24 protein-coding genes are annotated in these 23,074 nt (G+C 57.8%); 15 read left to right on the top strand and 9 right to left on the bottom strand.

The window, feature by feature from the left end; all coding sequences use genetic code 11:
* Positions 1 to 25 precede the first annotated feature (25 nt).
* The 4 genes from IM313_RS09780 (at position 26) to IM313_RS09765 (ending at position 3,744) form a co-directional block, all read left to right on the top strand.
* Positions 26 to 1,648 (top strand): alpha-glucoside-specific PTS transporter subunit IIBC, encoded by a 1,623-nt coding sequence (locus tag IM313_RS09780; protein WP_028014946.1) that lies wholly within the window; start codon positions 26 to 28, stop codon positions 1,646 to 1,648.
* Positions 1,645 to 2,967 carry a 6-phospho-alpha-glucosidase gene (locus tag IM313_RS09775; protein ID WP_045260840.1) on the top strand — a complete coding sequence of 441 codons (1,323 nt, stop codon included), beginning with the start codon at positions 1,645 to 1,647 and terminating at the stop codon, positions 2,965 to 2,967. Before IM313_RS09780 ends, IM313_RS09775 begins: the two co-directional genes overlap by 4 nt.
* Positions 2,968 to 3,059: 92 nt before the next feature.
* Positions 3,060 to 3,407: a YidH family protein gene (locus IM313_RS09770; protein WP_028014948.1), complete on the top strand. Its 348-nt coding sequence runs from the start codon at positions 3,060 to 3,062 to the stop codon at positions 3,405 to 3,407.
* Positions 3,397 to 3,744, top strand: a complete 348-nt coding sequence (locus tag IM313_RS09765; RefSeq protein WP_023309822.1) for a DUF202 domain-containing protein — start codon at positions 3,397 to 3,399, stop codon at positions 3,742 to 3,744. Before IM313_RS09770 ends, IM313_RS09765 begins: the two co-directional genes overlap by 11 nt.
* A gap of 17 nt (positions 3,745 to 3,761) precedes the next feature.
* Here the strand turns inward: IM313_RS09765 and dsdA are convergent, their stop codons facing one another.
* Both dsdA and dsdX read right to left on the bottom strand, forming a co-directional pair.
* Positions 3,762 to 5,048, bottom strand: a complete 1,287-nt coding sequence (gene dsdA, locus IM313_RS09760; protein WP_192971853.1) for a D-serine ammonia-lyase — start codon at positions 5,046 to 5,048, stop codon at positions 3,762 to 3,764.
* 17 nt (positions 5,049 to 5,065) lie between these two features.
* Positions 5,066 to 6,403 carry a D-serine transporter DsdX gene (gene dsdX, locus IM313_RS09755; protein WP_192971852.1) on the bottom strand — a complete coding sequence of 446 codons (1,338 nt, stop codon included), beginning with the start codon at positions 6,401 to 6,403 and terminating at the stop codon, positions 5,066 to 5,068.
* A gap of 204 nt (positions 6,404 to 6,607) precedes the next feature.
* On the opposite strand from dsdX, the gene dsdC reads away from it, so the two are divergent.
* Both dsdC and IM313_RS09745 read left to right on the top strand, forming a co-directional pair.
* Positions 6,608 to 7,534: a DNA-binding transcriptional regulator DsdC gene (gene dsdC / locus IM313_RS09750; RefSeq protein WP_039024536.1), complete on the top strand. Its 927-nt coding sequence runs from the start codon at positions 6,608 to 6,610 to the stop codon at positions 7,532 to 7,534.
* A gap of 84 nt (positions 7,535 to 7,618) precedes the next feature.
* The gene (locus tag IM313_RS09745) at positions 7,619 to 8,707 is read left to right on the top strand and encodes a glycoside hydrolase family 5 protein (RefSeq protein ID WP_192971851.1); all 1,089 of its coding nucleotides are present in this window, start codon (positions 7,619 to 7,621) and stop codon (positions 8,705 to 8,707) included.
* On the opposite strand, the gene emrD is transcribed toward IM313_RS09745, so the two are convergent.
* From emrD to IM313_RS09720, 5 genes are all read right to left on the bottom strand, one after another.
* On the bottom strand, positions 8,610 to 9,794 hold the full coding sequence (gene emrD / locus IM313_RS09740; RefSeq protein ID WP_192971850.1) for a multidrug efflux MFS transporter EmrD: 1,185 nt from the start codon (positions 9,792 to 9,794) through the stop codon (positions 8,610 to 8,612). The two genes, IM313_RS09745 and emrD, sit on opposite strands and share 98 nt — an antisense overlap.
* A 175-nt stretch (positions 9,795 to 9,969) precedes the next feature.
* Positions 9,970 to 10,803: an EamA family transporter gene (locus tag IM313_RS09735; protein ID WP_028014955.1), complete on the bottom strand. Its 834-nt coding sequence runs from the start codon at positions 10,801 to 10,803 to the stop codon at positions 9,970 to 9,972.
* Positions 10,804 to 10,865: 62 nt separating this feature from the next.
* A complete protein-coding gene (locus IM313_RS09730) occupies positions 10,866 to 11,312 on the bottom strand; it encodes a GNAT family N-acetyltransferase (protein ID WP_028014956.1) in 447 nt (148 codons plus the stop codon).
* A 64-nt stretch (positions 11,313 to 11,376) separates the two neighbouring features.
* Positions 11,377 to 11,466, bottom strand: a complete 90-nt coding sequence (tisB, locus tag IM313_RS09725) for a type I toxin-antitoxin system toxin TisB (RefSeq protein WP_045260836.1) — start codon at positions 11,464 to 11,466, stop codon at positions 11,377 to 11,379.
* A gap of 102 nt (positions 11,467 to 11,568) precedes the next feature.
* A complete protein-coding gene (locus IM313_RS09720; protein WP_192971870.1) occupies positions 11,569 to 12,051 on the bottom strand; it encodes a hypothetical protein in 483 nt (160 codons plus the stop codon).
* Between the two features lie 106 nt (positions 12,052 to 12,157).
* On the opposite strand from IM313_RS09720, the gene IM313_RS09715 reads away from it, so the two are divergent.
* The 9 genes from IM313_RS09715 (at position 12,158) to uhpT (ending at position 20,847) form a co-directional block, all read left to right on the top strand.
* A complete protein-coding gene (locus IM313_RS09715; protein WP_048957713.1) occupies positions 12,158 to 12,862 on the top strand; it encodes a hypothetical protein in 705 nt (234 codons plus the stop codon).
* A 208-nt stretch (positions 12,863 to 13,070) separates the two neighbouring features.
* Positions 13,071 to 13,550 (top strand): type VI secretion system tube protein TssD, encoded by a 480-nt coding sequence (locus IM313_RS09710; protein ID WP_063943320.1) that lies wholly within the window; start codon positions 13,071 to 13,073, stop codon positions 13,548 to 13,550.
* A 107-nt stretch (positions 13,551 to 13,657) separates the two neighbouring features.
* The gene (gene ivbL / locus IM313_RS09705; protein ID WP_057979964.1) at positions 13,658 to 13,756 is read left to right on the top strand and encodes an ilvB operon leader peptide IvbL; all 99 of its coding nucleotides are present in this window, start codon (positions 13,658 to 13,660) and stop codon (positions 13,754 to 13,756) included.
* Positions 13,757 to 13,862: 106 nt separating this feature from the next.
* Positions 13,863 to 15,551: an acetolactate synthase large subunit gene (gene ilvB, locus IM313_RS09700; RefSeq protein ID WP_192971849.1), complete on the top strand. Its 1,689-nt coding sequence runs from the start codon at positions 13,863 to 13,865 to the stop codon at positions 15,549 to 15,551.
* Between the two features lie 3 nt (positions 15,552 to 15,554).
* Positions 15,555 to 15,842, top strand: coding sequence for an acetolactate synthase small subunit (ilvN, locus tag IM313_RS09695; RefSeq protein WP_028014960.1), 288 nt, complete (start codon positions 15,555 to 15,557; stop codon positions 15,840 to 15,842).
* 82 nt (positions 15,843 to 15,924) lie between these two features.
* Positions 15,925 to 16,518: a transcriptional regulator UhpA gene (gene uhpA / locus IM313_RS09690; protein ID WP_041911714.1), complete on the top strand. Its 594-nt coding sequence runs from the start codon at positions 15,925 to 15,927 to the stop codon at positions 16,516 to 16,518.
* A complete protein-coding gene (uhpB, locus tag IM313_RS09685; RefSeq protein WP_192971848.1) occupies positions 16,515 to 18,020 on the top strand; it encodes a signal transduction histidine-protein kinase/phosphatase UhpB in 1,506 nt (501 codons plus the stop codon). The genes uhpA and uhpB overlap by 4 nt, the downstream gene beginning before the upstream one ends.
* Positions 18,013 to 19,323, top strand: coding sequence for an MFS transporter (locus tag IM313_RS09680; RefSeq protein WP_048999160.1), 1,311 nt, complete (start codon positions 18,013 to 18,015; stop codon positions 19,321 to 19,323). The genes uhpB and IM313_RS09680 overlap by 8 nt, the downstream gene beginning before the upstream one ends.
* Positions 19,324 to 19,455: 132 nt before the next feature.
* Positions 19,456 to 20,847, top strand: coding sequence for a hexose-6-phosphate:phosphate antiporter (uhpT, locus tag IM313_RS09675; protein ID WP_028014963.1), 1,392 nt, complete (start codon positions 19,456 to 19,458; stop codon positions 20,845 to 20,847).
* Between the two features lie 59 nt (positions 20,848 to 20,906).
* Here uhpT and IM313_RS09670 read toward each other — a convergent pair whose 3' ends face one another.
* Positions 20,907 to 21,977 (bottom strand): DUF6708 domain-containing protein, encoded by a 1,071-nt coding sequence (locus IM313_RS09670; protein ID WP_192971847.1) that lies wholly within the window; start codon positions 21,975 to 21,977, stop codon positions 20,907 to 20,909.
* Positions 21,970 to 23,073 carry a DUF6708 domain-containing protein gene (locus IM313_RS09665; RefSeq protein ID WP_192971846.1) on the bottom strand — a complete coding sequence of 368 codons (1,104 nt, stop codon included), beginning with the start codon at positions 23,071 to 23,073 and terminating at the stop codon, positions 21,970 to 21,972. The genes IM313_RS09670 and IM313_RS09665 overlap by 8 nt, the downstream gene beginning before the upstream one ends.
* Between the last annotated feature and the right edge of the window lies 1 nt (position 23,074).

Below are 23,074 nucleotides of genomic sequence, written 5' to 3'. Positions count from 1 at the left end.
CAGGTTGTTACGTGAGGATTTAAAAATGCTCAGTCAAATACAACGTTTTGGCGGTGCCATGTTTACCCCGGTGTTGCTGTTTCCGTTTGCCGGGATCGTGGTGGGAATCGCCATCATGCTTCGCAACCCGCTGTTTGTCGGCGAAGCCTTAACCGCCCCCGATCATCTTTTCGCGCAGATCGTTCACATCATTGAAGAGGGCGGCTGGGCGGTGTTTCGCAATATGCCGCTGATTTTTGCCGTCGGCCTGCCGATTGGGCTGGCGAAGCAGGCGCAGGGCCGCGCCTGTCTGGCCGTGCTGATTAGCTTCCTGACCTGGAACTACTTCATTAACGCGATGGGGATGACCTGGGGCCACTTCTTTGGCGTCGACTTCTCCGCCGAACCGACGGCGGGAAGCGGGCTGGCGATGATTGCCGGGATCAAAACGCTCGATACCAGCATCATCGGTGCCATCGTGATCTCAGGCATCGTCACCGCCATCCACAACCGCTATTTCGACAAGCCGCTGCCGGTCTTTCTGGGGATTTTCCAGGGCAGTTCGTTTGTCGTTATCCTCGCGTTCTTCGTGATGATCCCCTGTGCCTGGCTGACGCTGCTGGGCTGGCCGAAAGTGCAGATGGGCATCGAATCCCTGCAGGCGTTCCTGCGCTCTGCCGGTGCGCTGGGCGTGTGGGTGTATACCTTCCTGGAACGCATTCTGATCCCAACTGGCCTGCATCACTTCGTCTACGGTCCGTTCATCTTCGGCCCGGCGGCGGTGGAGGGCGGTATTCAGGTCTACTGGGCGCAGCATCTGCAGGAATTCAGCCAGAGCACCCTGCCGCTGAAGACCCTCTTCCCGGAAGGTGGCTTCGCGCTGCACGGCAACTCAAAAGTGTTTGGCTCGGTCGGGATTGCCTTCGCTATCTGGTACACCGCGTCGCCAGAAAATCGCGTCAAGGTGGCGGGCCTGCTGGTTCCGGCCACGCTCACCGCCGTGCTGGTGGGCATTACCGAACCGCTTGAGTTCACCTTCTTGTTTATCTCGCCGCTGCTGTTCGCCGTGCACGCCGTGCTGGCGGCCACCATGGCGACGGTGATGTACGCCTTCGGCGTCGTGGGGAATATGGGCGGCGGCCTGCTGGACCAGTTCCTGCCGCAAAACTGGATCCCGATGTTCCATAACCATGCCTCGACGGTGTTCACCCAGATCGGCATTGGCGTCTGCTTCACCGGCATCTACTTCGTGATCTTCAAAACGCTGATTGAGCGTCTGAACCTGAAAACGCCGGGCCGGGAAGAGAGCGAAATCAAACTCTACAGCAAGGCCGACTATAAGGCGGCGCGCGGGCAAACCACCGCCCCGGCGGCGGCCAGCCAGCAGGTTGGGCAAGCCGCCGGATTCCTGCAGGCGCTCGGCGGCGCGGCCAACATCGAAAGCATCAATAACTGCGCCACCCGCCTGCGTATCGCACTGGTGGATATGGCGAAAACCCAAAGCGACGACGTCTTCAAAGCCCTGGGCGCACACGGCGTAGTGCGACGCGGCAACGGCATTCAGGTGATTGTCGGCCTGCACGTTCCTCAGGTGCGTGACCAGCTGGAATCGCTGATGAAAACTCCTTTAACAAATGAACAAACCACCCTGACAGAGGCTATATCATGAAAAAATTCTCAGTTGTCATTGCAGGCGGCGGCAGCACCTTTACGCCTGGTATCGTCCTGATGCTGTTAGCCAACCGTGACCGTTTTCCGCTGCGCGCCCTGAAGTTCTATGACAACGACGGCGCGCGTCAGGAGACCATCGCCGAAGCGTGCAGAATCATCCTTAAGGAGCAGGCCCCGGAGATTGAATTCAGCTACACCACCGATCCAAAAGCGGCGTTTACCGATGTCGATTTCGTGATGGCGCACATCCGCGTGGGCAAATACCCGATGCGCGAAAAAGATGAAAAAATCCCGCTGCGCCACGGCGTGCTGGGCCAGGAAACCTGCGGACCGGGCGGTATCTCTTACGGCATGCGCTCTATCGGCGGCGTGCTGGAGCTGGTGGATTATATGGAGCAGTACTCCCCGAACGCGTGGATGCTGAACTACTCCAACCCGGCGGCGATTGTCGCGGAAGCCACGCGCCGCCTGCGTCCGAACGCTAAAATCCTCAACATCTGCGATATGCCGATCGGCATTGAAGGGCGCATGGCGCAGATTGTCGGCCTGAAGGACCGCAAAGAGATGCGCGTGCGCTACTACGGCCTGAACCACTTCGGCTGGTGGACGTCGATTGAAGACCTGAACGGCAACGATCTGATGCCGAAGCTGCGCGAATACGTGGCGAAAAACGGCTATGTTCCGCCTTCGGAAGATGCGCATACCGAAGCGAGCTGGAACGATACCTTTGCCAAAGCTAAAGACGTGCAGGCGCTGGATCCGGACACCATGCCGAACACCTACCTGAAGTATTACCTGTTCCCGGACTACGTGGTCGCGCATTCCAACCCGGAACGGACCCGCGCCAATGAAGTTATGGATCACCGTGAGAAGCATGTGTTCAGTTCCTGTCGGGCGATTATCGAAGCCGGCAACTCCGCCGCCGGTGAGCTGGAAATCGACGAACATGCGTCGTACATCGTCGATCTGGCGACTGCGATTGCCTTTAACACCCAGGAGCGGATGCTGCTGATAGTGCCAAACAACGGTGCCATCCATAACTTTGACGCCGACGCGATGGTGGAGATCCCGTGCCTGGTGGGCCATAACGGACCGGAGCCGCTTACGGTGGGCGATATTCCGCACTTCCAGAAAGGGCTGATGAGCCAGCAGGTGGCGGTGGAAAAACTGGTGGTGGATGCCTGGGAGCAGCGCTCGTACCAGAAGCTCTGGCAGGCCATTACCCTGTCGAAAACCGTGCCGAGCGCCTCCGTCGCGAAAGCGATTCTGGATGACCTGATCGAGGCCAACAAAGAGTACTGGCCAGAGCTGCATTAATCGTCCTGACCGGCATCGCCCGATGCCGGTCTCCTTGTCCTTGTCGATTTACGCTATGCTGAAGCCTGCCCGTAGCACGACAAGGAATCTCCATGAAAATTTCCCGCCTCGGCGAAGCGCCGGACTACCGCTTCTCTCTGGCTAATGAACGCACGTTTTTAGCGTGGATCCGCACCGCACTGGGCTTTCTGGCCGCAGGTGTCGGCCTTGATCAGCTCGCCCCCGATTTTGCCACGCCGCTGATTCGTGAAGTGCTGGCGCTGCTGCTGTGCCTGTTCGCGGGCGTGCTGGCGATTTACGGCTACCTGCGATGGCTGCGCAATGAGAAGGCGATGCGCCTGAAGCAGGATCTGCCCTATACGCGCGGGTTACTCATCATCAGCGTAATTCTGCTGGCGGTGGCGGGCGTGGTGATGGGGCTGGTGTTCTATGGCGGATAGCCGCAAAGCGCGGCGCGAAGCGGACCCCGGCCTGCAGCCGGAGCGGACGTCGTTGGCCTGGCTGCGCACGTTGCTGGGGTATGGCGCGCTGATTGCCCTGGCGATTAAGCACAACTGGCACCGAACCGGGGTGCCATTCTGGATCTCTATTATTGTGCTGGCGCTGGTGGCCATCATTTTATGGCGCTATACCCGCAGCCGTAACCTGATGGACGTGGCGCAGAACGATTTTGTACAGCCGAAAGCAGTGCGGGATAAATTCCTGATCGCACTCGCTGTTCTCTCGCTATCGCTGCTGTTTGCGGTAACCCATATTCAGCAAATTTTGAGCCTGTAAGCCCGGTGGCGGCTTAATTACTTCCCTTTAGCCAGATACTTCGCCATCTCGTCTTCCGGCACCATGCCGCCGCCGGTTGCCCACACCAGGTGGGTAACGTTGGTATGAGAATGAACGCGCACCGGCCCGGCCATCCCCGCCAGCGCTGAAGGCTCAAGGCGGATCCCTTCCTCCTGCGCCAGCCAGCCGAGCATGTCGTACATGCTCCGATCGGAAAGCGTATAGAACCCGTCGAGCAGGCGCTCCATCGCGCGGCCTACGAAGCCGGACGCGCGCCCAACCGCCAGACCGTCCGCCGCCGTCACGTTATCAATGCCCAGATCCTGCACTGCAATCGCATCATGCAGGCCGGTGTAAACGCCCAGCAGCATGCACGGCGAGTGCGTTGGCTCCCCGAAGAAGCAGTGCACGTTATCACCAAAGGCCAGCTTCAGGCCAAACGCCACGCCGCCAGGCCCGCCGCCTACGCCGCACGGCAGATAGACGTACAGGGGATGATCCGCATCCACCACGCGGCCCTGTTCGGTGAACTGCGCTTTCAGGCGCTCGCCCGCCACCGCATAGCCCAGGAACAGGGTGCGGGAATTCTCATCGTCAATGAAGAAGCAGTTCGGATCGCTTTCCGCCGCTTTGCGCCCTTGCTCCACCGCCACGCCGTAATCCTGCTCATATTCCACGACGATGACGCCGTGGCTGCGCAGCCTGGCTTTCTTCCACTCGCGGGCGTCGGCGGACATATGGACCGTCACCTTAAAGCCGATGCGTGCGCTCATTATGCCAATGGATAACCCCAGGTTGCCGGTGGAGCCCACGGCAATGCTGTACTGGCTGAAGAAGGCCTTAAAGCGTGGCTCCAGCAGAATGCTGTAGTCGTCTTCGGTGGTCAGCAACCCGGCGTCCAGCGCCAGTTTTTCCGCGTGGGTCAGCACTTCATAGATGCCGCCGCGCGCTTTAATCGAGCCGGAAATCGGCAGGTGGCTGTCTTTTTTCAGCAGCAGCGTGCCGGGAATGGATTTGCCAGATTCTCTCTCCAGCCGCGCCTGCATTGCCGGAATGGCGACCAGTTCAGATTCAATAATCCCACCCGTTGCCGCCGTCTCCGGGAAGGCTTTCGCCAGATACGGCGCGAAGCGGTTGAGGCGCGCGTGGGCGTCGTCCACGTCGGCTTTGGTCAGCCCGACATAGGGTAACCCTTCCGCCAGCGTGGTGGTGCGCGGGTTAAGCCAGGTGGTTTCTTTCAGGGCAATCAGATCCTCAACCAGAGGAAACTGTGCGGTTAAAGTGGTGATAGTTGCGTTTTCCATAATATGTCTCTTCGCGCTCAGATAATGAAAGAAAGCAGGAATGTGCCGCCAAGTGCAAGCACCGAGGCGATAAACGTCGCCGTCGTATAGTATTTGAAGGTCTCATTCAGGGTCGCGCCGCAGTATTGCTTCACCAGCCAGAAGAGAGAATCGGTCACGATCGTGCAGCCAATGGCGCCGGAACCGATGGCAATGGTGATGATCTCCGGGCTGACGTTCGGGTAGAGCGGCAGCATCGGCGCGACGATGGCCGTGGCGCCCATCATCGCGACCGTGGCGGAGCCTACGGCGGCATGCAGCACCAGCGCCACCAGCCAGGCGAGCAGGATAGGGTGCATGTGCAGGTTCGAGAGAATTTGCGCCAGCGAGTCCGCCAGTCCGCTGGTTTTCAGGATGGCGTTGAACGCGCCGCCCGCGCCGATAATCAGCAAAATGTTGGCGATAGAGCCAAAGCCGTGCTCGGTGTGCGTCAGCATCGCGCCCATGCCCATGTGCTGGCGGATGCCCAGCAGGTAGTAGGCGACAAACACGGCGATAAACATGGCGGTGATCGGGTTGCCGATAAACTCCAGCAGCGTATACAGCGTGCCGTCTTTTGCCATATTCAGTTCAGCGATGGTCTTCACCAGCATCAGGGCAATCGGCAGCAGCACCGTAAACAGCGTGGCGCCCAGCGACGGCAGGGTATGCTCCTCCCGCACCTTCAGGTCTGAAAATTCCGCCGGAACCGGTTTAAACGGCAGACGATTGCCGAGCAGCTTCAGGAACAGCGGGCCGCCGACCAGAGAGGCCATCAGGCCGACCATCAAACCGTAGACAATGACCGTTCCAACGTTCGCCCCTAATTTATTGGTCACAAACAGCGCGGCCGGATGCGGCGGCACCACGCAGTGCACCGCCATCAGCGCGGTACAGAGCGGAATGGCCAGCTTGAGCAGCGACGTGTGGGTCTTTTTGGCGATGGAAAACGCCAGCGGTATCAGCAGGACCACGCCCACTTCCACGAACAGCGTAATGCCGCAGATCAGGCCCACCAGCACCATAATCACGTCTGCTGACAGCCAGCGGCAGCGCTGCAACGTAATCCCGATGCGCTCTGCCGCGCCGGAAACCTCCATCATCTTGCCGAGAATGGTCCCAAGACCAATCACGGTCGCCAGGAAGCCCAGCGTGCCGCCAATCCCACTCTCAATAGCGTTTACCATATCCAGCGGGCTCATTCCCATCATTGCGCCGACGAAAAAGCTCGCCAGCAGCAGCGCGAGGAACGGGTGAAACTTTAGCTTAACGATGGTTAAAACAATCAACACAATGCTGACCAGCAGCGTTGCCACAACCCAGACCTGAGATCCCATATCTCACCTCACCCTTATGTCATCTGGGGGTATTGGACGAAAAAGCGGCGTGGGCTGACAAACGATATAAATTGGCGTTCAGGTGAGCCAGATTGAATCAACTGAGTGACTGCGCTCTAAAAAACGCACTTAAACCGCATTAGGTTCACATATATTCACCCTTAAACAGTATGCTGAGCGCAGAAACCACGCGTGAGAATTGTGATGACCGATGCAAATGAAGCCAGAAACCGGCTGCTCAACGGCTGGCAGCTGTCGAAAATGTACACCTTTGAAGTGGCGGCTCGACATGAATCCTTCGCGCTGGCGGCGGAGGAGCTGTCGCTCAGCCCCAGCGCGGTGAGCCACCGCATCAACCTGCTCGAAGAAGAGCTCGGTATTCAGCTGTTTGTCCGTTCGCACCGTAAAGTCGAGCTGACGCAGGAGGGAAAGCGCGTTTACTGGACGCTAAAATCGTCCCTCGACACCCTGAATCAGGAGATCCTGGACATCAAAAACCAGGCGCTGTCCGGCACGCTGACGGTCTACTCCCGGCCGTCGATCGCTCAGTGCTGGCTGGTACCCATGCTGGGCGACTTTACCCGCCGCTATCCGTCGATTTCGCTCACCGTCCTGACCGGCAATGATTACATCAATATGCAGCGAACGGGGGTCGATCTGGCGCTCTATTTCGACGATACGCCGCCAAACCATCTGTCTCATCACTTCCTGATGGACGAAGAGATTTTGCCCGTCTGCTCGCCGCAGTATGCCCGCGAGCATGAGCTGTTGAAAAACCCCGATAACCTTAGCCACTGCACGCTGCTGCACGACCGTCAGGCCTGGAGCAATGATTCCGGTACGGATGAGTGGCTGAGCTGGGCGCAGCACTTTGCGGTGAATATGCCGCCATCGTCGGGTATTGGTTTCGATCGTTCCGACTTAGCGATTATTGCGGCCATCAACCATGTCGGCGTCGCGATGGGGAGAAAGCGGCTGGTGCAAAAACGGCTTGAACGGGGCGAACTGATCGCCCCGTTTGGTGACAAGACCCTGAAATGCCATCAGCACTACTATGTTTCGACGCTTTCGGGCCGACAGTGGCCGAAAATAGACGCCTTTATCGGCTGGCTGAGAGAACTGGCAGGTTGAAGAATTATTACGCTTTCGCGCTACACCAAATGTGAAAAAGCGTGCTAAATACAGGTAATGCTTTCGATTTATCCAGGGTAAACCGTGTTAAAGCCTCTTATAGCGACCGCGTTACTGATCTCTTCCGGCTGGGCCATTGCCGCTGAGCCGCCGCTGACGGCTGCCCGTTATGCGCAGCAGCTTGGCGTCGGGATGGATGTGGACTGGGCGCGCACCGAGCGCGGCATACGCGAGTTCGACCCGCTGGTGGTTCGCGATTTTCGCGCAAAAGGCATTACCCACGTGCGCATTCGCGTCGCCGATGAGCCGACGGAAGCGCGGCTGATCCACCTACGCAAGCTGGTGGAAGCCTGCGAGCAATATGGCGTGATCCCGATTATCGCTTATCAGGCCGATGAATATAAAAACGACCCCAAAGCCGATAACGAGAAAGAGACGATCAACTGGTGGATTGCCGTGGCGCACTATTTCGGCCAGAGCTATCCGCTGCTGGGTTTTGATCTCATCTATGAGCCAGCCGACAAGCTTAACCACAACCTCGCGTCGTTAAACCGCGTGTATGAAAAAACCATTAAAGCGATCCACGACATCGACCCGCAGCGCATGATTTTCATTGCGCCGCGCCTGCGTGCCGCGCCGGAAGATTTATCCGGCCTGAAGCTGCCTGCGCACAGTCAAAACTACCTGCTGGCGGAGTGGCATATTTTCCCGTGGGGGCCGCTGAAAAATAGCGGTAAATACCCGTGGACGTCCGGCACGGCGGCGGAGAAGGCGGCTATCCGTAACCGCATCAGCACCGCGCTGCGCTGGCAGCAAAAAACCGGGCACGTCAGTTGGGTCGGGGGCTGGGGCGTGGGGGAGTCAAACCACCTCACGCCAACCGCTTCGCAAATGGCCTTCGCCACCTTTATGGCCTGCGAGCTGCAAAAGGCGAAAATCCCGTATGCGCTTAACGCGGATTTCCAGTTTTACGACGGGGAAGAGGGGGCCTGGCGGCCTGCGCCGGAGCCATTATTGCAGGCGATGATTGCGCCCGTCTGTGAAAAGCCCGGCGAGAAGCCGGGCCATCATGCGGTTAAACCGGCTGCTCGTGATGCGGAACGCGCGACGCCAGCGGCAGCCAGCACAGTAAAATCAACAGCCCCATTAGCGTCATCAGCAGGCCCAAACTAGTCTGCCCGGTCTGCGGCATCATGGCCGAGAGCCAGGCCAGCGCGCCGGAACCGATGTTCTGCAAACCGCCCACCAGCGCGCCCGCCGTGCCGGCGAGGAACGGGAACGGCTCCATCGCGCCGCTGGTGGCGAGCGGGAACAGCATTCCCGCGCCGAAGAAGAACAGCGCCGCCGGAATCAGCAGCGTCCAGACGGTCATCACGCCAAACAGCCCCGGGATCCACATCATCAGACCCGCCAGCAGGCAGCTGATCACGGCCTGCCACATCAGGGTTGAAAAGCGCTTGTTCTGACGCCCGGCAAACCACGCGCCAAAGAACGCCGCCGGGATTGGCAGAATAAACAGAATGCTCACCACCATGCTGCTCAGGCCTAGACCCGCGCCCAGCAGCACGCCGGAGCAGGCTTCGAACACTGCAATACCTGCCAGGCCGCCGATCAGCATCAGCAGGTAGCAGGTAAACGCGCCGTTGCCGAAAAGCGTCTTATAGCTTGTGAGAAGCTTCGTGCGCGGCGCGTCTTTTGGGCGGGTTTCCGGCATCCAGCGCGCCATGCTGAAGGTGACAATTACGCAGAGCACCAGCAGGAAGGCGTAGCAGGCGCGCCAGGACCACATTGTGTCCAGCAGGCCGCCAATCAGCGGAGCGAGAAGCGGGCTGACCAGAATGCCCATATTTAACAGGCTGTTGGCGTGGCGGAGCTGGGTGCCCTGATACATATCGCGCGGTAAAGTTCGCGCCATCACCCCGCCGACACCCGTCCCAACGCCCTGCAGGGCGCTGGCGGCAATCAGTACGGTCAGGCTGTGGGTGGTAATGGCAATCACCGTCGCTACCATGAAAATGCTCATGCCCACCAGGATCACCGGGCGACGCCCGACGCGGTCGGAGAGCGGGCCGTAGAAGAGCTGTGAAACGCCATAGGTCAGCAGGTAGGCTGCCATCACGCTCTGCACCGCGCCTTCGCGGACGTTCAGTTCCTTTGCCATGTCGGCAATCGCCGGAATGTAGATGGTTTGCGCCATCTGACCGACGGCCACCAGTAAAACCAGCATCAACAATAAGTTAACGTTCCGTTGCTTTTTCATGTCGCTGAATACTTTTGCCAAAAGAGAAAAATGAAGAATAAGTGACTGCGCATTCCCATAAATGCGCGAGGAATCTACCACAGAGAGATGACAATTTAAGCATTGTGGCGGTGAATGAAAAAACCGGTAAAGGCAGGATTTGTAAACAAGAACGGCAACTAATGTTGCCAGCGATTTACGCCAGACGCAGCAGAATAGCGCCGACAGCAATACCCAGCGCTGCCGCGATGCGCAGGCCCGCAACCTTCTCTTTTAAAAGGACAAAGGCGATCAGCGCCCCGAAAAGAATCGAGGTTTCACGCAGCGCGGCGACCACCGCCAGCGGCGCCTGCGTCATCGCCCAGAGGGCCAGACCGTAAGAGCCCATGGTTCCCACGCCGCCGAGCAGCCCTTTTTTCCAGTGCAGGCGCAGGTAGCTGGACGCCTCGCGCCGACGCGCCACCATCGCCCAGCCCAGCAGGCAGAAGCCGTTCATAAAGAAGGTCCAGAGCGTGTAGCCCAGCGCGGTGTCCGACAGCCGCACGCCGGTGCCGTCCACCAGCGTATACCCGGCGATAAAACAGGCATTCAGCAGCGCCAGCCAGATCCCCCTGCGTGACTGCATGCGGCCATTCATCGCCATCGCCAGAATCGACAGGCAAATGACTCCGATACCGGACCAGGCGAGCCAGGAGAGATGGTCGCCGAGCGCCAGCACGCTGATCAGCGCCACCAGCAGCGGGGCGGTGCCGCGCATCAGCGGATAGGTCTGGCTCATGTCCGAGACCTGATAGGTTTTCGCCACCAGCACGGTGTAGACCACCTGTAAGGCGCAGGAGACGATCAAAAACGGCCAGCTTGCCGCAGAAGGCTGTGGTGAGAAGGGCAGTAAAATCAGGGCAATAATCGCGGCTGAGCCGCTAACGCCGATCGCAGAGTAGAGTTTATCCGTTCCGGCTTTAACGATAGCGTTCCAGCTGGCATGCAGCAGTGCGGCGAAAAGCAAAATGCAGAAAACGGTGATGGTCATGGCGTATTGGGTGATGAATTGTCACTCAACTGTAACATTCACATCCTGTTGCCGCCAGCCGGTTACACCGCACAAAAAAGGCGGTGCGTCACCCGCGGTTCGTCTGAGACCAGCGTAAAACCGGCTCGATTGTAAAATCCGTACGCGCTGTCTGGCGCGTGAGTATTCAGAAAATCAAACCAGATGCTGGCATCCGCCATCACTACGGTTAAAAGCTGTTTTCCAATGCCCAGCCCGCGGCACTTCTCGCTGACGTAGAGATGGCGAATGCGTCCGGCACGCGGCTGCTGGCTGAACGGATCGCGGTTGAGGCCACACACGCCCACCAGCTTGCCGTTAAGAAACGCACCCAGCAGCTTTTCACCCGGCGCGTTAAAGCGGTTCTCACCCCGCAGCCAGTTCTCTTCCAGCCTGCGCAGCATGTTGAAATTCAGCGCGATACTTTCCGCCTTCAGGGCGATATACCCCGGCTCATCCGGTGTGACAGGCTCAATTAACAGACGCGACATAGCATTCCCTCGTTATTAAAGAGGGGCGGTTGCCCGCCCCTCTCAGGTGCGACTTGAACCTGAATTACCGAACGTATTTCAGGACAGCATCAAGCAGTTGCAGTACTGCAACAATGAGTTTGAGGATAAGTATCACCATATCCACTACGCTCATACGCGTCTCCTTTTGGTTAAAAGGAGCACGATGCTGGCGTACCTTTCCGCCGCCTGTTGCCAGCACCTGGATTGACGTAACACAGTGTGCTCACTTCAGGGGTTAAGGCACTGACGGCACCACCCGTTTCAGCCAGGACTTCGTTGCGCCGGTAGAACTGCGGCCCCCTCGCTCACTGCGAACACCCTCAGTATAGATAAATACTGTATGCATGAACAGTATTTTTTGGACAAAATTTGGAAGGTGATCCATACTCAAAAACGTCAAAATCCGTGCCGGAATTGCGCGTTCGAGTTCTATCGCGTATACTTTTCGCGTTGACGTAACACAGTGTGTTCTGCGGCGACCAACCGCAAAACCCTGATAAAAACCTCGCTCCGGCGGGGTTTTTTGTTTTCTGGTCTGCCCACAAAAAAATACCGGGATAAGCGGTGGCCTGGTCAGGCTTCTTAAGAAATCAATTTTATGCAGGGGAACCAGGATAGTTTTACGAGATGCAGCACCAAATAAGTCATTTAATATAAAAAACAGACTCGCCAGGATATTAAAACCGCATCGGATATAGCCGTAAAAAATAATATTCAATCGAATTATTTTTCTCGTGAATGTATTTTTTAGGCAATTCACCAGTTTGAATTACACTGCTTTTCATTGTATATTTCTATAGCCACAATCATGATATGGATATCTTATGCAAGCATCGGATTATTTGAAGATGAAGTTCCAGGGCGACAGACAGTTGGCTATTTATGGACAGCAAGGCGTTGCCGGGACATGGAAAGCATTAAAGGGAATCGGCTCTGATATCTATTCAGGAATGGAGCGTGTAAGCTGGTACTCATCATGCTTAATCCCCAGCTATCACGATGTATGTGATGAGCTTCTCTCAGAAGAAAAGAGAATGTACCTCTCCATTGTGTCTCTTTACCGTTATCGCGATGTAATAGCACAGATGCTCTATCTTTATTTTAAAAGTGTTCTAAATGACTCTAAAAATGGAAATGAACAAAATCGCGCCCGCAAGACGGGTTCACAAGTAACCGGATTTGTTAAAAATATCCCGACAAGCAAAGCAGCGCGTTTAGCAATAGCATGGGGGTTGGCAATATATCTTTCCAAATCTGGCCTGCTCTCAGAAATCGTCGTCGAACGGCTTGCACGTCGCGTACCGAACGTTGTCATGGCATTTCAATTGATTGGCACGGACCAGAAGTGCGCGCTTGCTGCTCGTCGCCTGAAAACGTTGGACCCAAAGTATTACGCTACCCTCTATGCCGCACAACTGGAAATGCTCTATTACTTTATTGAACCATTCCTGTCTGAACTGATTAAGAAGGTTCAAATGGGTTTCTACAGGGATTTTGAAGCGATTTATGACGACTTAAGGGACAAGTAGCGTGTTTAAGAGTCTGTTATCAATTCTATTTACGGATATTTTATTTCCCGTTTATGTTTTTGTATGCGCCTCTTTTTTTCTATGGTTGATACCTGACCACTGGGTATTACTCACATTTATTGCTATCGGTGTATTTATCCTTGTTCATCCAATAATTTTTGGTCGTTTTGATAAGTACGATTGATTTTTTAAAAAAAAGGTATTCTTTATGTCAAACCCGGCTTATTTATTTCTTACAGATGAAAATGGTTCCCCCATGGTTGGCCCCTGCCTTGTGACAGGGCGTGAAGGTGCAATTGAACTCAAATCATTCACTCATAATGTCAACATTCCAGTCGACGGGAATACCGGGAAATTGACGGGCACGCGCATACACATGCCCATCATGTTCCAGAAAGAATTTGATCGTGTAACCCCGCTTCTCTTTCGCGCGCTGAGTACGGGAAGAACACTCCAGTCAGCCACCATTAAGATGTATCAGATTAATGAGGCGGGTTTAGAACAGGAATATTTTAATATCCTCCTGGAGAATGTGAAAATAACCTCAATCACACCTGACCTGTATCCCGGCGCAAACACGGGAACACACCTTGAAACGGTTCTCATACGCTATGAGAAAATCACCTGGAAGCATTGCGACGGCAATGTCATCTATAGTGACTCCTGGAATGAGCGAGCAACGTACTGAAACGTGATCCCTGATGCATTTTTGCGCAGATGAAAATATTTCCATTGTCACGCCCGAAAACCTGTGTTTGTATAAATTCAAGCAATGATTCCAAACACAGGTCCCCAATGACTTCATCCATCTTCACTTCGACCCTACTAAAAACTGCGCAACCAGCCGCAGTGGTCGTCGTGCGTGTGGTGGTGGTCGTCGGCAATGCGCCGTAGGGACTGGATCAACACACGAATCCAAAACCCCGCCGGCGCAAACCGGGCGGGGTTTTTCGTTTAGGACCCTCCCCGGAAAGTCGGCCCAGAAGAAAAGGACTGGAGCATGGCAAGTTCGGGCATAACATCCACAAAGACGCGTTTTACAGGCGCGCAGCTGATTGTTCATTTACTGGAACGACAGGGCATCACCACGGTTGCGGGTATCCCGGGTGGAACCGTGTTGCCGCTGTACGATGCGTTGAGCCAAAGCACGCAGATCCGCCACGTGCTGGCGCGTCACGAGCAGGGGGCAGGATTTATCGCTCAGGGCATGGCGCGTACGCAGGGCAAACCGGCGGTCTGTATGGCCTGCAGCGGCCCCGGCGCAACCAACCTGGTGACCGCCATCGCCGACGCGCGCCTCGACTCCATTCCGCTGATCTGCATTACCGGCCAGGTGCCGTCCTCGATGATCGGCACCGACGCGTTCCAGGAAGTGGACACCTACGGCATCTCTATCCCCATCACTAAACATAACTATTTAGTTCGCGATATCAGCGAGCTGCCTCAGGTTATCAGCGATGCGTTCCGCATTGCGCAGTCTGGCCGCCCGGGCCCGGTGTGGATAGACATTCCTAAGGATGTCCAGACCGCAGAGATCGAGATCGACGTGTTGCCGGAGCCGGGCGAGCGCGCCCCCGCGCCGGAATTCAGCGCTGAAAGCGTTCGCGACGCCGCCGCCATGATTAACGCCGCTAAACGCCCGGTGCTCTATCTGGGCGGCGGGGCGATTAACGCTGCGGATGAAATCCGCCAGTTTGCGGAAAAGGCCAACCTGCCGACCACCATGACCCTGATGGCGCTGGGTATGCTGCCTAAAGCGCATCCGTTGTCATTAGGCATGCTGGGCATGCACGGTGCGCGCAGCACCAACTACATCCTGCAAGAGGCGGATTTGCTGATTGTTATGGGCGCACGTTTTGATGACCGGGCGATTGGCAAAACCGAGCAGTTCTGCCCGAACGCCAAAATTATTCACGTGGATATCGACCGCGCCGAGCTGGGTAAAATCAAACAGCCGCACGTGGCGATTCAGGGCGACGTGGCCGAAGTGCTGGCGCAGCTGATCCCGCAGACTGACGCAACTGACCGGGCCGACTGGCGTCAGTTGGTGGCCGATCTGCAGCGCGAGTTCCCGGGTGCCATCCCAGCTGAGGGCGACCCGCTGAGCCACTACGGGCTGATCAACGCCGTGGCCGCCTGCGTGGACGACAGCGCGATTATCACCACCGACGTGGGCCAGCACCAGATGTGGGCCGCGCAGGCGTATCCGCTGAACCGTCCGCGCCAGTGGCTGACCTCCGGCGGCCTCGGCACCATGGGCTTCGGCCTGCCGGCGGCAGTAGGCGCGGCGCTCGCCAACCCGGACCGCAAGGTTATCTGCTTCTCCGGCGACGGCAGCCTGATGATGAATATTCAGGAGATGGCGACTGCGGCCGAAAACCAGTTAGACGTGAAAATCATCCTGATGAACAACGAGGCGCTGGGTCTGGTGCACCAGCAGCAGAGCCTGTTCTACAAGCAGGGCGTGTTTGCGGCGACCTATCCGGGAATGATTAACTTTATGCAGATTGCCGCCGGCTTTGGCCTGCACACCTGCGATCTGAACGCGGAAGAAGACGCCCACGCGGCGCTGCAGGCGGCGATCTCGCGTCCTGGCCCGGCGCTGATCCACGTGCGTATCGACCCTGAACAAAAAGTGTATCCGATGGTGCCGCCGGGTGCGGCCAATACTGAGATGGTGGGGGAATAAACCATGCAGAAACAACATGATAACGTCATTCTGGAACTCACCGTCCGCAACCACCCTGGCGTTATGACCCACGTCTGCGGGCTGTTTGCCCGCCGGGCGTTTAACGTGGAAGGTATTCTCTGCCTGCCGATTCAGGGCAGCGAGCACAGCCGCATCTGGCTACTGGTCAACGACGATCAGCGTCTGGAGCAGATGATAGCGCAGATCGACAAGCTGGAAGACGTCACCAAAGTGGCGCGCAACCAGTCCGATCCCACCATGTTTAACAAAATTGCGGTGTTTTTCGAGTAAATCGCTTAAGGTAAGCGTCTTTCGCTCTTGTAGGCCGGATAAGCGCAGCGTCATCCGGCTTTTTCAGACCGCAGGAACACACATGACCACCATCGCTCTCATCGACGACCACCTTATCGTCCGCTCCGGCTTTGCCCAGCTTCTTAACCTCGAACCGGATTTCCAGGTCGTGGCCGAGTTTGGCTCCGGTCACGAGGCGCTGGCGGGCCTGCCGGGGCGCGGGGTGCAGGTCTGTATCTGTGACATCTCGATGCCGGATCTCTCCGGGCTGGAGCTGTTGAGCCAGCTGCCGAAAGGGATGGCGACGATCATGCTCTCGGTCCACGACAGCCCGGCGCTGGTCGAGCAGGCGCTCAACGCGGGCGCACGCGGCTTCCTCTCCAAACGCTGTAGCCCGGACGAGCTGATCGCTGCCGTGCGCACCGTCTCCACCGGCGGCTGCTACCTGACGCCGGATATCGCCATCAAGCTGGCGGCCGGACGTCAGGATCCGCTCACCAGACGCGAGCGCCAGGTGGCGGAGAAGCTTGCCCAGGGCATGTCGGTGAAAGAGATTGCCGCCGAGCTGGATCTGTCGCCGAAAACCGTGCACGTCCACCGCGCCAACCTGATGGAAAAACTCAACGTCAGCAACGACGTCGAGCTGGCGCGCCGCATGTTCGACAGCTGGCAATGAGTCCCGTGTTTTCGCGGCTGATCGCCGTCGTCGCCAGTTTTTTTATCTTCTCCGCCGCGTGGTTTTGCCTGTGGAGCATCAGTCTGCATCTGGTGGAACGTCCTGAGCTGGCGGTGCTGCTGTTTCCCTTCGGCCTGCGTCTGGGGCTAATGCTCCAGTGCCCGCGCGGCTACTGGCCCGTTTTGCTCGGCGCGGAGTGGCTGATGCTGGTCTGGCTGGCGCAGGAAGTGGCCCTCGCACATCTTCCCTTATTGATGACCGGAAGCCTGCTCACGCTTCTCCCCGTTGCCCTGATTTCCCGCTACCGCCACCAGCGCGACTGGCGCACGCTGCTGCATCAGGGGGCGGCGCTGATTGCCGCCGCGCTGTTGCAGTCACTGCCGTGGTTAGGCGAGAAGGAGATGCTTAACGCCCTGCTTCTGACCCTTACCGGCGGCCTGACCCTCGCGCCGACCTGTCTGGTTTTCTGGCACTACCTCACCAGCACCGCCTGGCAGCCGCTCGGCCCCGCGCTGGTCTCCCAGCCGGTGAACTGGCGCGCCCGGCATCTCATCTGGTATTTGCTGCTGTTTATGGTGAGCCTGTGGCTGCAGCTTGGTCTGCCCGCCGAGCTTTCGCGCTTCACGCCGTTTTGCCTGGCGCTGCCGATCATCGCTCTGGCCTGGCACTACGGCTGGCAGGGGGCGCTGATCGCCACGCTGATGAACGCCATCGCGCTGATCGCCAGCCAGACCTGGCACGACCATCCGGTGGATCTGCTGCTCTCGCTGCTGGCCCAGAGCCTGACCGGACTGCTGCTCGGCGCGGGCATTCAGCGTCTTCGCGAGCTGAACCAGTCCCTGCAAGCCGAGCTGGCGCGCAACCGTCGTCTGGCGGAGCGTCTGCTGGAGACTGAGGAGAGCGTGCGTCAGGAGGTGGCTCGCGAGCTGCACGATGATATCGGCCAGACCATTACCGCCATCCGCACCCAGGCGGGCATTGTTCAGCGCCTGGCGGCGGATAACGCGGGCGTGAAGCAGGGCGGGGCGCATATCGAACAGCTTTCGCTGGGTGTCTATGACGCCGTTCGCCGCTTGCTGGGACGGCTGCGTCCGCGCCAGCTTGATGACCTGTCGCTGGAGCAGGCGATACGCTCCCTGATGCGCGAGATGGAGCTGGAAAGCCGCGGCATTGTCAGTCATCTCGACTGGCGCATTGATGAATCATTGCTCAGCGAAGGCCAGCGCGTGACGCTGTTCCGCGTCTGCCAGGAGGGGCTGAACAACATCGTCAAACACGCCAATGCCAGCGCGGTGACGCTCCAGGGCTGGCAGCAGGACGAGCGCCTGATGCTGGTGATTGAAGACGACGGCTGTGGCCTGCCGCCGGGCTCCGGCCAGCAGGGCTTTGGCCTGGCGGGCATGCGCGAGCGCGTGAAGGCGCTGGGCGGCACGCTGACCCTCTCCTGCACCCACGGGACGCGCGTCAGCGTCAGTTTGCCGTTAAGGACGTACCATGTTTAAAACCCCAACCAGCGCGGCTCCGTTGCGCGACAAGGCGGAAATCGACGCCCGCTATCGCTACTGGCGTCGCCATATCCTGATCACCATCTGGCTCGGCTACGCGCTGTTCTACTTCACCCGTAAAAGCTTCAACGCCGCCGCGCCGGAAATCCTCGCCAGCGGCGTGATGACGCGCACCGATATCGGCCTGCTGGCGACGCTGTTTTACATCAGCTACGGGCTGTCGAAGTTCTTCTCCGGCATCGTCAGCGACCGCTCCAACGCGCGCTATTTTATGGGCGTTGGGCTGATCGCCACCGGCGTGGTGAACATCCTGTTTGGCTTCTCCACCTCGCTGTGGGCCTTTGCCCTGCTGTGGGCGCTGAACGCCTTTTTCCAGGGCTGGGGTGCGCCGGTCTGCGCCCGCCTGCTCACCGCCTGGTACTCGCGCAACGAGCGCGGCGGCTGGTGGGCGATCTGGAACACCGCGCATAACGTTGGCGGGGCACTGATCCCGATGGTGGTGGGGGCTGCCGCGCTGCACTACGGCTGGCGCACGGGGATGATGATTGCCGGTGGCCTCGCGATTATCGCCGGGCTGTTCCTCTGCTGGCGCCTGCGTGACAGGCCGCAAACCGTCGGCCTGCCTGCGGTGGGCGACTGGCGGCACGACGAGATGGAGATCGCCCAGCAGCAGGAGGGCGCCGGGCTGTCCCGCCAGGAAATCCTCACCAAGTACGTGCTGAAAAATCCGTACATCTGGCTGCTGTCCCTCTGCTACGTGCTGGTCTACGTGGTGCGCGCGGCGATCAACGACTGGGGCAACCTGTACATGTCCGAGACGCTCGGCGTGGACCTGGTGACCGCTAACTCTGCGGTCACAATGTTTGAGCTGGGCGGGTTTATCGGCGCGCTGGTGGCGGGCTGGGGCTCGGACAAGCTGTTCAACGGCAACCGCGGCCCGATGAATCTGATTTTTGCCGCCGGGATTTTGCTCTCCGTGGGCTCGCTGTGGCTGATGCCGTTCGCCAGCTACGTGATGCAGGCGGCGTGCTTCTTCACCATCGGCTTTTTCGTGTTTGGTCCGCAGATGCTGATCGGCATGGCGGCGGCAGAGTGCTCGCACAAAGAGGCGGCAGGCGCGGCGACGGGCTTTGTCGGGCTGTTTGCCTACCTCGGCGCATCGCTCTCCGGCTGGCCGCTGGCACGGGTCATCGACGTCTGGCACTGGAGCGGATTCTTCGCGGCGATCGCCATCGCGGCGGGCATTTCCGCCCTGCTGCTGCTGCCGTTTTTGCACGCCCAGGCGCCGCGCGAAGCGTGACGTGCCTCACCTTTTGTTGCCGAATGGCGCAAAACTAAGAAATTTTCCCGGTTTCACCTGGACGCTGTCTCAGGCATCTCTCCCGGCTGATTTTTACAATGCTGCAAAAATCAGCTCAGGAGTAAACCAACCATGCTGGCCTTCTTAAACCAGGTGCGCAAGCCGACCCTGGATCTGCCGCTCGACGTGCGGCGCAAGATGTGGTTCAAACCGTTCATGCAGTCTTATCTGGTGGTCTTCATCGGCTACCTGACCATGTACCTGATCCGCAAAAACTTTAACATCGCGCAGAACGACATGATCTCCACCTACGGGCTGAGCATGACGCAGCTGGGGATGATTGGCCTGGGCTTCTCCATCACCTACGGGGTGGGGAAAACGGTTGTGTCCTACTACGCGGACGGCAAAAACACCAAGCAGTTCCTGCCGTTTATGCTGATCCTCTCCGCCATCTGTATGCTCGGCTTCAGCGCCAGCATGGGAGCGGGCTCCGTCAGCCTGTTCCTGATGATTGCCTTCTACGCCCTGAGCGGTTTCTTCCAGAGCACCGGCGGGTCGTGCAGCTACTCCACCATCACCAAATGGACGCCGCGCCGTAAGCGGGGTTCGTACCTCGGCATGTGGAACATCTCCCACAACCTCGGCGGGGCGGGTGCGGCAGGCGTGGCGCTGTTTGGCGCGAACTATCTGTTCGACGGCCACGTGATCGGCATGTTTATTTTCCCGTCGATTATCGCCCTGATCGTCGGCTTTATCGGCCTGCGTTTCGGCAGCGACTCCCCGGAATCCTACGGCCTCGGCAAAGCCGAAGAGCTGTTCGGGGAGGAGATCAGCGAAGAGGACAAAGAGACCGAAGAGAACGAGATGTCCAAATGGCAGATCTTTGTTGAGTACGTGCTGAAAAACAAAGTGATCTGGCTGCTGTGCTTCTCAAACATCTTCCTGTACGTGGTGCGCATCGGCATCGACCAGTGGTCAACGGTGTATGCCTTCCAGGAGCTGAAGCTGTCGAAAGAGGTGGCGATTCAGGGCTTCACCCTGTTCGAAGTGGGCGCGCTGGTCGGCACGCTGCTGTGGGGCTGGCTCTCCGACCTCGCCAACGGCCGCCGTGCGCTGGTGGCCTGCGTCGCGCTGGCGCTGATTATCGCCACGCTCGGCATCTACCAGCACGCCAGCAACCAGTACGTTTACCTGGCGTCCCTGTTCGCGCTCGGCTTCCTGGTGTTTGGCCCGCAGCTGCTGATTGGCGTGGCGGCCGTAGGGTTCGTGCCGAAAAAAGCGATCGGCGCCGCCGATGGGATTAAAGGCACCTTCGCCTACCTGATCGGCGACAGCTTCGCCAAGCTTGGCCTGGGGATGATCGCCGACGGTACGCCGATTTTCGGTCTCACCGGCTGGGCGGGCACCTTCGCGGCGCTGGATGCGGCAGCGATCGGCTGTATCGTCCTGATGGCGATGGTCGCGGTGCTGGAAGAACGTAAAATTCGCCGCGAGAACCGCGCGCAGAAATTAAAAGCGGCCTGAGTGTGCAGGTAACTTCTTTGCCCGGCTGACCGCCGGGCTTTTTTATTTAAGCGGTTCTATCATACAAATGAAGAATATTTCGCTTTCAGGCGGGCAATGATCCTGTCCATCGCGCCCCGCTCGCGGGCGTAGTTTTCCTCATAACGCTTTTTCCCCTGTACCGCCAGCATCGGGCGCCATACCTGCGGCGGGTTGTGCTCTGCGCCTTTGTTGACCGGGTCGTTCTCATCCGGGCGGCAGGCCTCCTCCACTTCAGGCGGCCAGACGGGAATGCGGCAGGTGAGCATCACCAGCCAGCGCGTGATGCTGACAAAAAACACAAAAGGAAAGAGCGGGAGGTTAACCAGCCACCCCAGCCTGCTGGTCATTTTGCTGATATAGAGCAGCCCAAAAAACCAGCCTTCCTTCTGTTTTTCGACGGGGAGACAGTAAGTGACGATATCAGCGAGGTCTGCCACGCAGTCGTCCTCTTCCATGTAGCAGCGGATGTATTCCCAGTAAACCTCAAGGTATTCCGGCCCCCAGTTGTTGCTGACGGGGAGGGGAATGTAGTGTGTGACGGTTTCGCCGTCATCCGCGAGCGTGCAGCCAACAATGGACCACGACTCGGGTTTGCCGCCGTTGGAGATACGGACGAACTCCAGGTCGTGCCACGGGACGACGAGCACGGGCTTACCGTTGCGAAAGAGATAGACGGTTTTATTTTTGCGGTTAAAGCGGATGGGGTAGTGGGTATAGTTAAAGACCTCCAGAACCAGGAATTTATAGGTCACCCAGGAAAGAGGGAGGATAAAAATAGCCCAGGCAAAAATCAGAGCCAACCAGGATGACGCTTTAATGTGATGACCAAGAAACAGAAACTGAAATATTGGCCAGAGAAAAGAAGCGATAAACATCATGCAAAACCCAAAGGCGGCAAGCAGCGTCCCGGAACCACGGGAAAAATAGAGCCGGTCAACCAGTTCCAGGCAGGTGGAGTTGATACGAATAACGCTGTCCATGGCGGATACGGCAGTGACGCCGGGGTTGCCTTTTCCACGGAAATAGCGCTGTAACACGGTCTTGTCCGTGATGCGGGTGAACGTGCCCATGTACATCCGGGACGGATCGAGGGGGAGTCGTTTAAACATGCTTTCTCTTCTCCCGGCGCTTTTTTGGCTGAACAGACGGTGGATATTTCGCTTTCAGCCGGGCAATGATCCTGTCCATCGCGCCCCGCTCGCGGGCGTAGTTTTCCTCATAACGCTTTTTCCCCTGTACCGCCAGCATCGGGCGCCAAACCTGCGGCGGGTTGTGCTCTGCCCCTTTGTTGACCGGGTCGTTTTCATCCGGGCGGCAGGCCTCCTCCACTTCAGGCGGCCAGACGGGAACGCGGCAGGTGAGCATCACCAGCCAGCGCGTGATGCTGACAAAAAACACAAAAGGGAAGAGCGGGAGGTTAACCAGCCACCCCAGCCTGCTGGTCATTTTGCTGATATAGAGCAGCCCAAAAAACCAGCCTTCCTTCTGTTTTTCGACGGGGAGACAGTAAGTGACGATATCAGCGAGGTCTGCCACGCAGTCGTCCTCTTCCATGTAGCAGCGGATGTATTCCCAGTAAACCTCAAGGTATTCCGGCCCCCAGTTGTTGCTGACGGGGAGGGGAATGTAGTGTGTGACGGTTTCGCCGTCATCCGCGAGCGTGCAGCCGACAATGGACCATGACTCGGGTTTGCCGCCGTTGGATATGCGGACAAACTCCAGGTCGTGCCACGGTACGGCGAGTACGGGTTTACCGTTGCGAAAGAGATAGACGGTTTTATTTTTGCGGTTAAAGCGGATGGGGTAGTGGGTGTAGTTAAAGACCTCCAGAACCAGGAATTTATATGACAGCCAGGATAGAGGTAATACAAATATAATCCATATAATACTTAATACACCCCAGGGGGTATTCTCCCCTTGCCCCAAAAAAAATGCCTTAAAAACCAACCAAAGAAAGCACACGCCAAAAAATAAGCCAAAGAAAAAACTGGCAATTAATGTACCGGAACCACGGGAAAAATAGAGCCGGTCGACCAGCTCCAGACAGGTGGAGTTGATGCGGATCACGCTGTCCATGGCGGACACCGCAGTGACGCCGGGGTTGCCTTTTCCACGGAAATAGCGCTGTAACACGGTCTTATCCGTGATGCGGGTGAACGTGTTCATGTACATCCGGGACGGATCGAGGGGGATACGTTTAAACATA

Origin of the sequence: Enterobacter cloacae complex sp. P2B, assembly GCF_014895985.1 — a bacterium.
Taxonomy (GTDB): domain Bacteria; phylum Pseudomonadota; class Gammaproteobacteria; order Enterobacterales; family Enterobacteriaceae; genus Enterobacter; species Enterobacter bugandensis.
Note: the sequence above shows the minus strand (reverse complement) of the source record. Positions and strands in the feature narration are given on the sequence as shown.

What these genes read in the sequence shown, in the direction of transcription:
- IM313_RS09780 (WP_028014946.1), top strand. Translation starts at nt 26, where the DNA reads ATGCTCAGTCAAATACAACGTTTTGGCGGTGCCATGTTTACCCCGGTG.
- IM313_RS09775 (WP_045260840.1), top strand. Translation starts at nt 1,645, where the DNA reads ATGAAAAAATTCTCAGTTGTCATTGCAGGCGGCGGCAGCACCTTTACG.
- IM313_RS09770 (WP_028014948.1), top strand. Translation starts at nt 3,060, where the DNA reads ATGAAAATTTCCCGCCTCGGCGAAGCGCCGGACTACCGCTTCTCTCTG.
- IM313_RS09765 (WP_023309822.1), top strand. Translation starts at nt 3,397, where the DNA reads ATGGCGGATAGCCGCAAAGCGCGGCGCGAAGCGGACCCCGGCCTGCAG.
- dsdA (WP_192971853.1), bottom strand. Translation starts at nt 5,048, where the DNA reads ATGGAAAACGCAACTATCACCACTTTAACCGCACAGTTTCCTCTGGTT.
- dsdX (WP_192971852.1), bottom strand. Translation starts at nt 6,403, where the DNA reads ATGGGATCTCAGGTCTGGGTTGTGGCAACGCTGCTGGTCAGCATTGTG.
- dsdC (WP_039024536.1), top strand. Translation starts at nt 6,608, where the DNA reads ATGACCGATGCAAATGAAGCCAGAAACCGGCTGCTCAACGGCTGGCAG.
- emrD (WP_192971850.1), bottom strand. Translation starts at nt 9,794, where the DNA reads ATGAAAAAGCAACGGAACGTTAACTTATTGTTGATGCTGGTTTTACTG.
- IM313_RS09735 (WP_028014955.1), bottom strand. Translation starts at nt 10,803, where the DNA reads ATGACCATCACCGTTTTCTGCATTTTGCTTTTCGCCGCACTGCTGCAT.
- IM313_RS09730 (WP_028014956.1), bottom strand. Translation starts at nt 11,312, where the DNA reads ATGTCGCGTCTGTTAATTGAGCCTGTCACACCGGATGAGCCGGGGTAT.
- tisB (WP_045260836.1), bottom strand. Translation starts at nt 11,466, where the DNA reads ATGAGCGTAGTGGATATGGTGATACTTATCCTCAAACTCATTGTTGCA.
- IM313_RS09715 (WP_048957713.1), top strand. Translation starts at nt 12,158, where the DNA reads ATGCAAGCATCGGATTATTTGAAGATGAAGTTCCAGGGCGACAGACAG.
- IM313_RS09710 (WP_063943320.1), top strand. Translation starts at nt 13,071, where the DNA reads ATGTCAAACCCGGCTTATTTATTTCTTACAGATGAAAATGGTTCCCCC.
- ivbL (WP_057979964.1), top strand. Translation starts at nt 13,658, where the DNA reads ATGACTTCATCCATCTTCACTTCGACCCTACTAAAAACTGCGCAACCA.
- ilvB (WP_192971849.1), top strand. Translation starts at nt 13,863, where the DNA reads ATGGCAAGTTCGGGCATAACATCCACAAAGACGCGTTTTACAGGCGCG.
- ilvN (WP_028014960.1), top strand. Translation starts at nt 15,555, where the DNA reads ATGCAGAAACAACATGATAACGTCATTCTGGAACTCACCGTCCGCAAC.
- uhpA (WP_041911714.1), top strand. Translation starts at nt 15,925, where the DNA reads ATGACCACCATCGCTCTCATCGACGACCACCTTATCGTCCGCTCCGGC.
- uhpB (WP_192971848.1), top strand. Translation starts at nt 16,515, where the DNA reads ATGAGTCCCGTGTTTTCGCGGCTGATCGCCGTCGTCGCCAGTTTTTTT.
- IM313_RS09680 (WP_048999160.1), top strand. Translation starts at nt 18,013, where the DNA reads ATGTTTAAAACCCCAACCAGCGCGGCTCCGTTGCGCGACAAGGCGGAA.
- uhpT (WP_028014963.1), top strand. Translation starts at nt 19,456, where the DNA reads ATGCTGGCCTTCTTAAACCAGGTGCGCAAGCCGACCCTGGATCTGCCG.
- IM313_RS09670 (WP_192971847.1), bottom strand. Translation starts at nt 21,977, where the DNA reads ATGTTTAAACGACTCCCCCTCGATCCGTCCCGGATGTACATGGGCACG.
- IM313_RS09665 (WP_192971846.1), bottom strand. Translation starts at nt 23,073, where the DNA reads ATGTTTAAACGTATCCCCCTCGATCCGTCCCGGATGTACATGAACACG.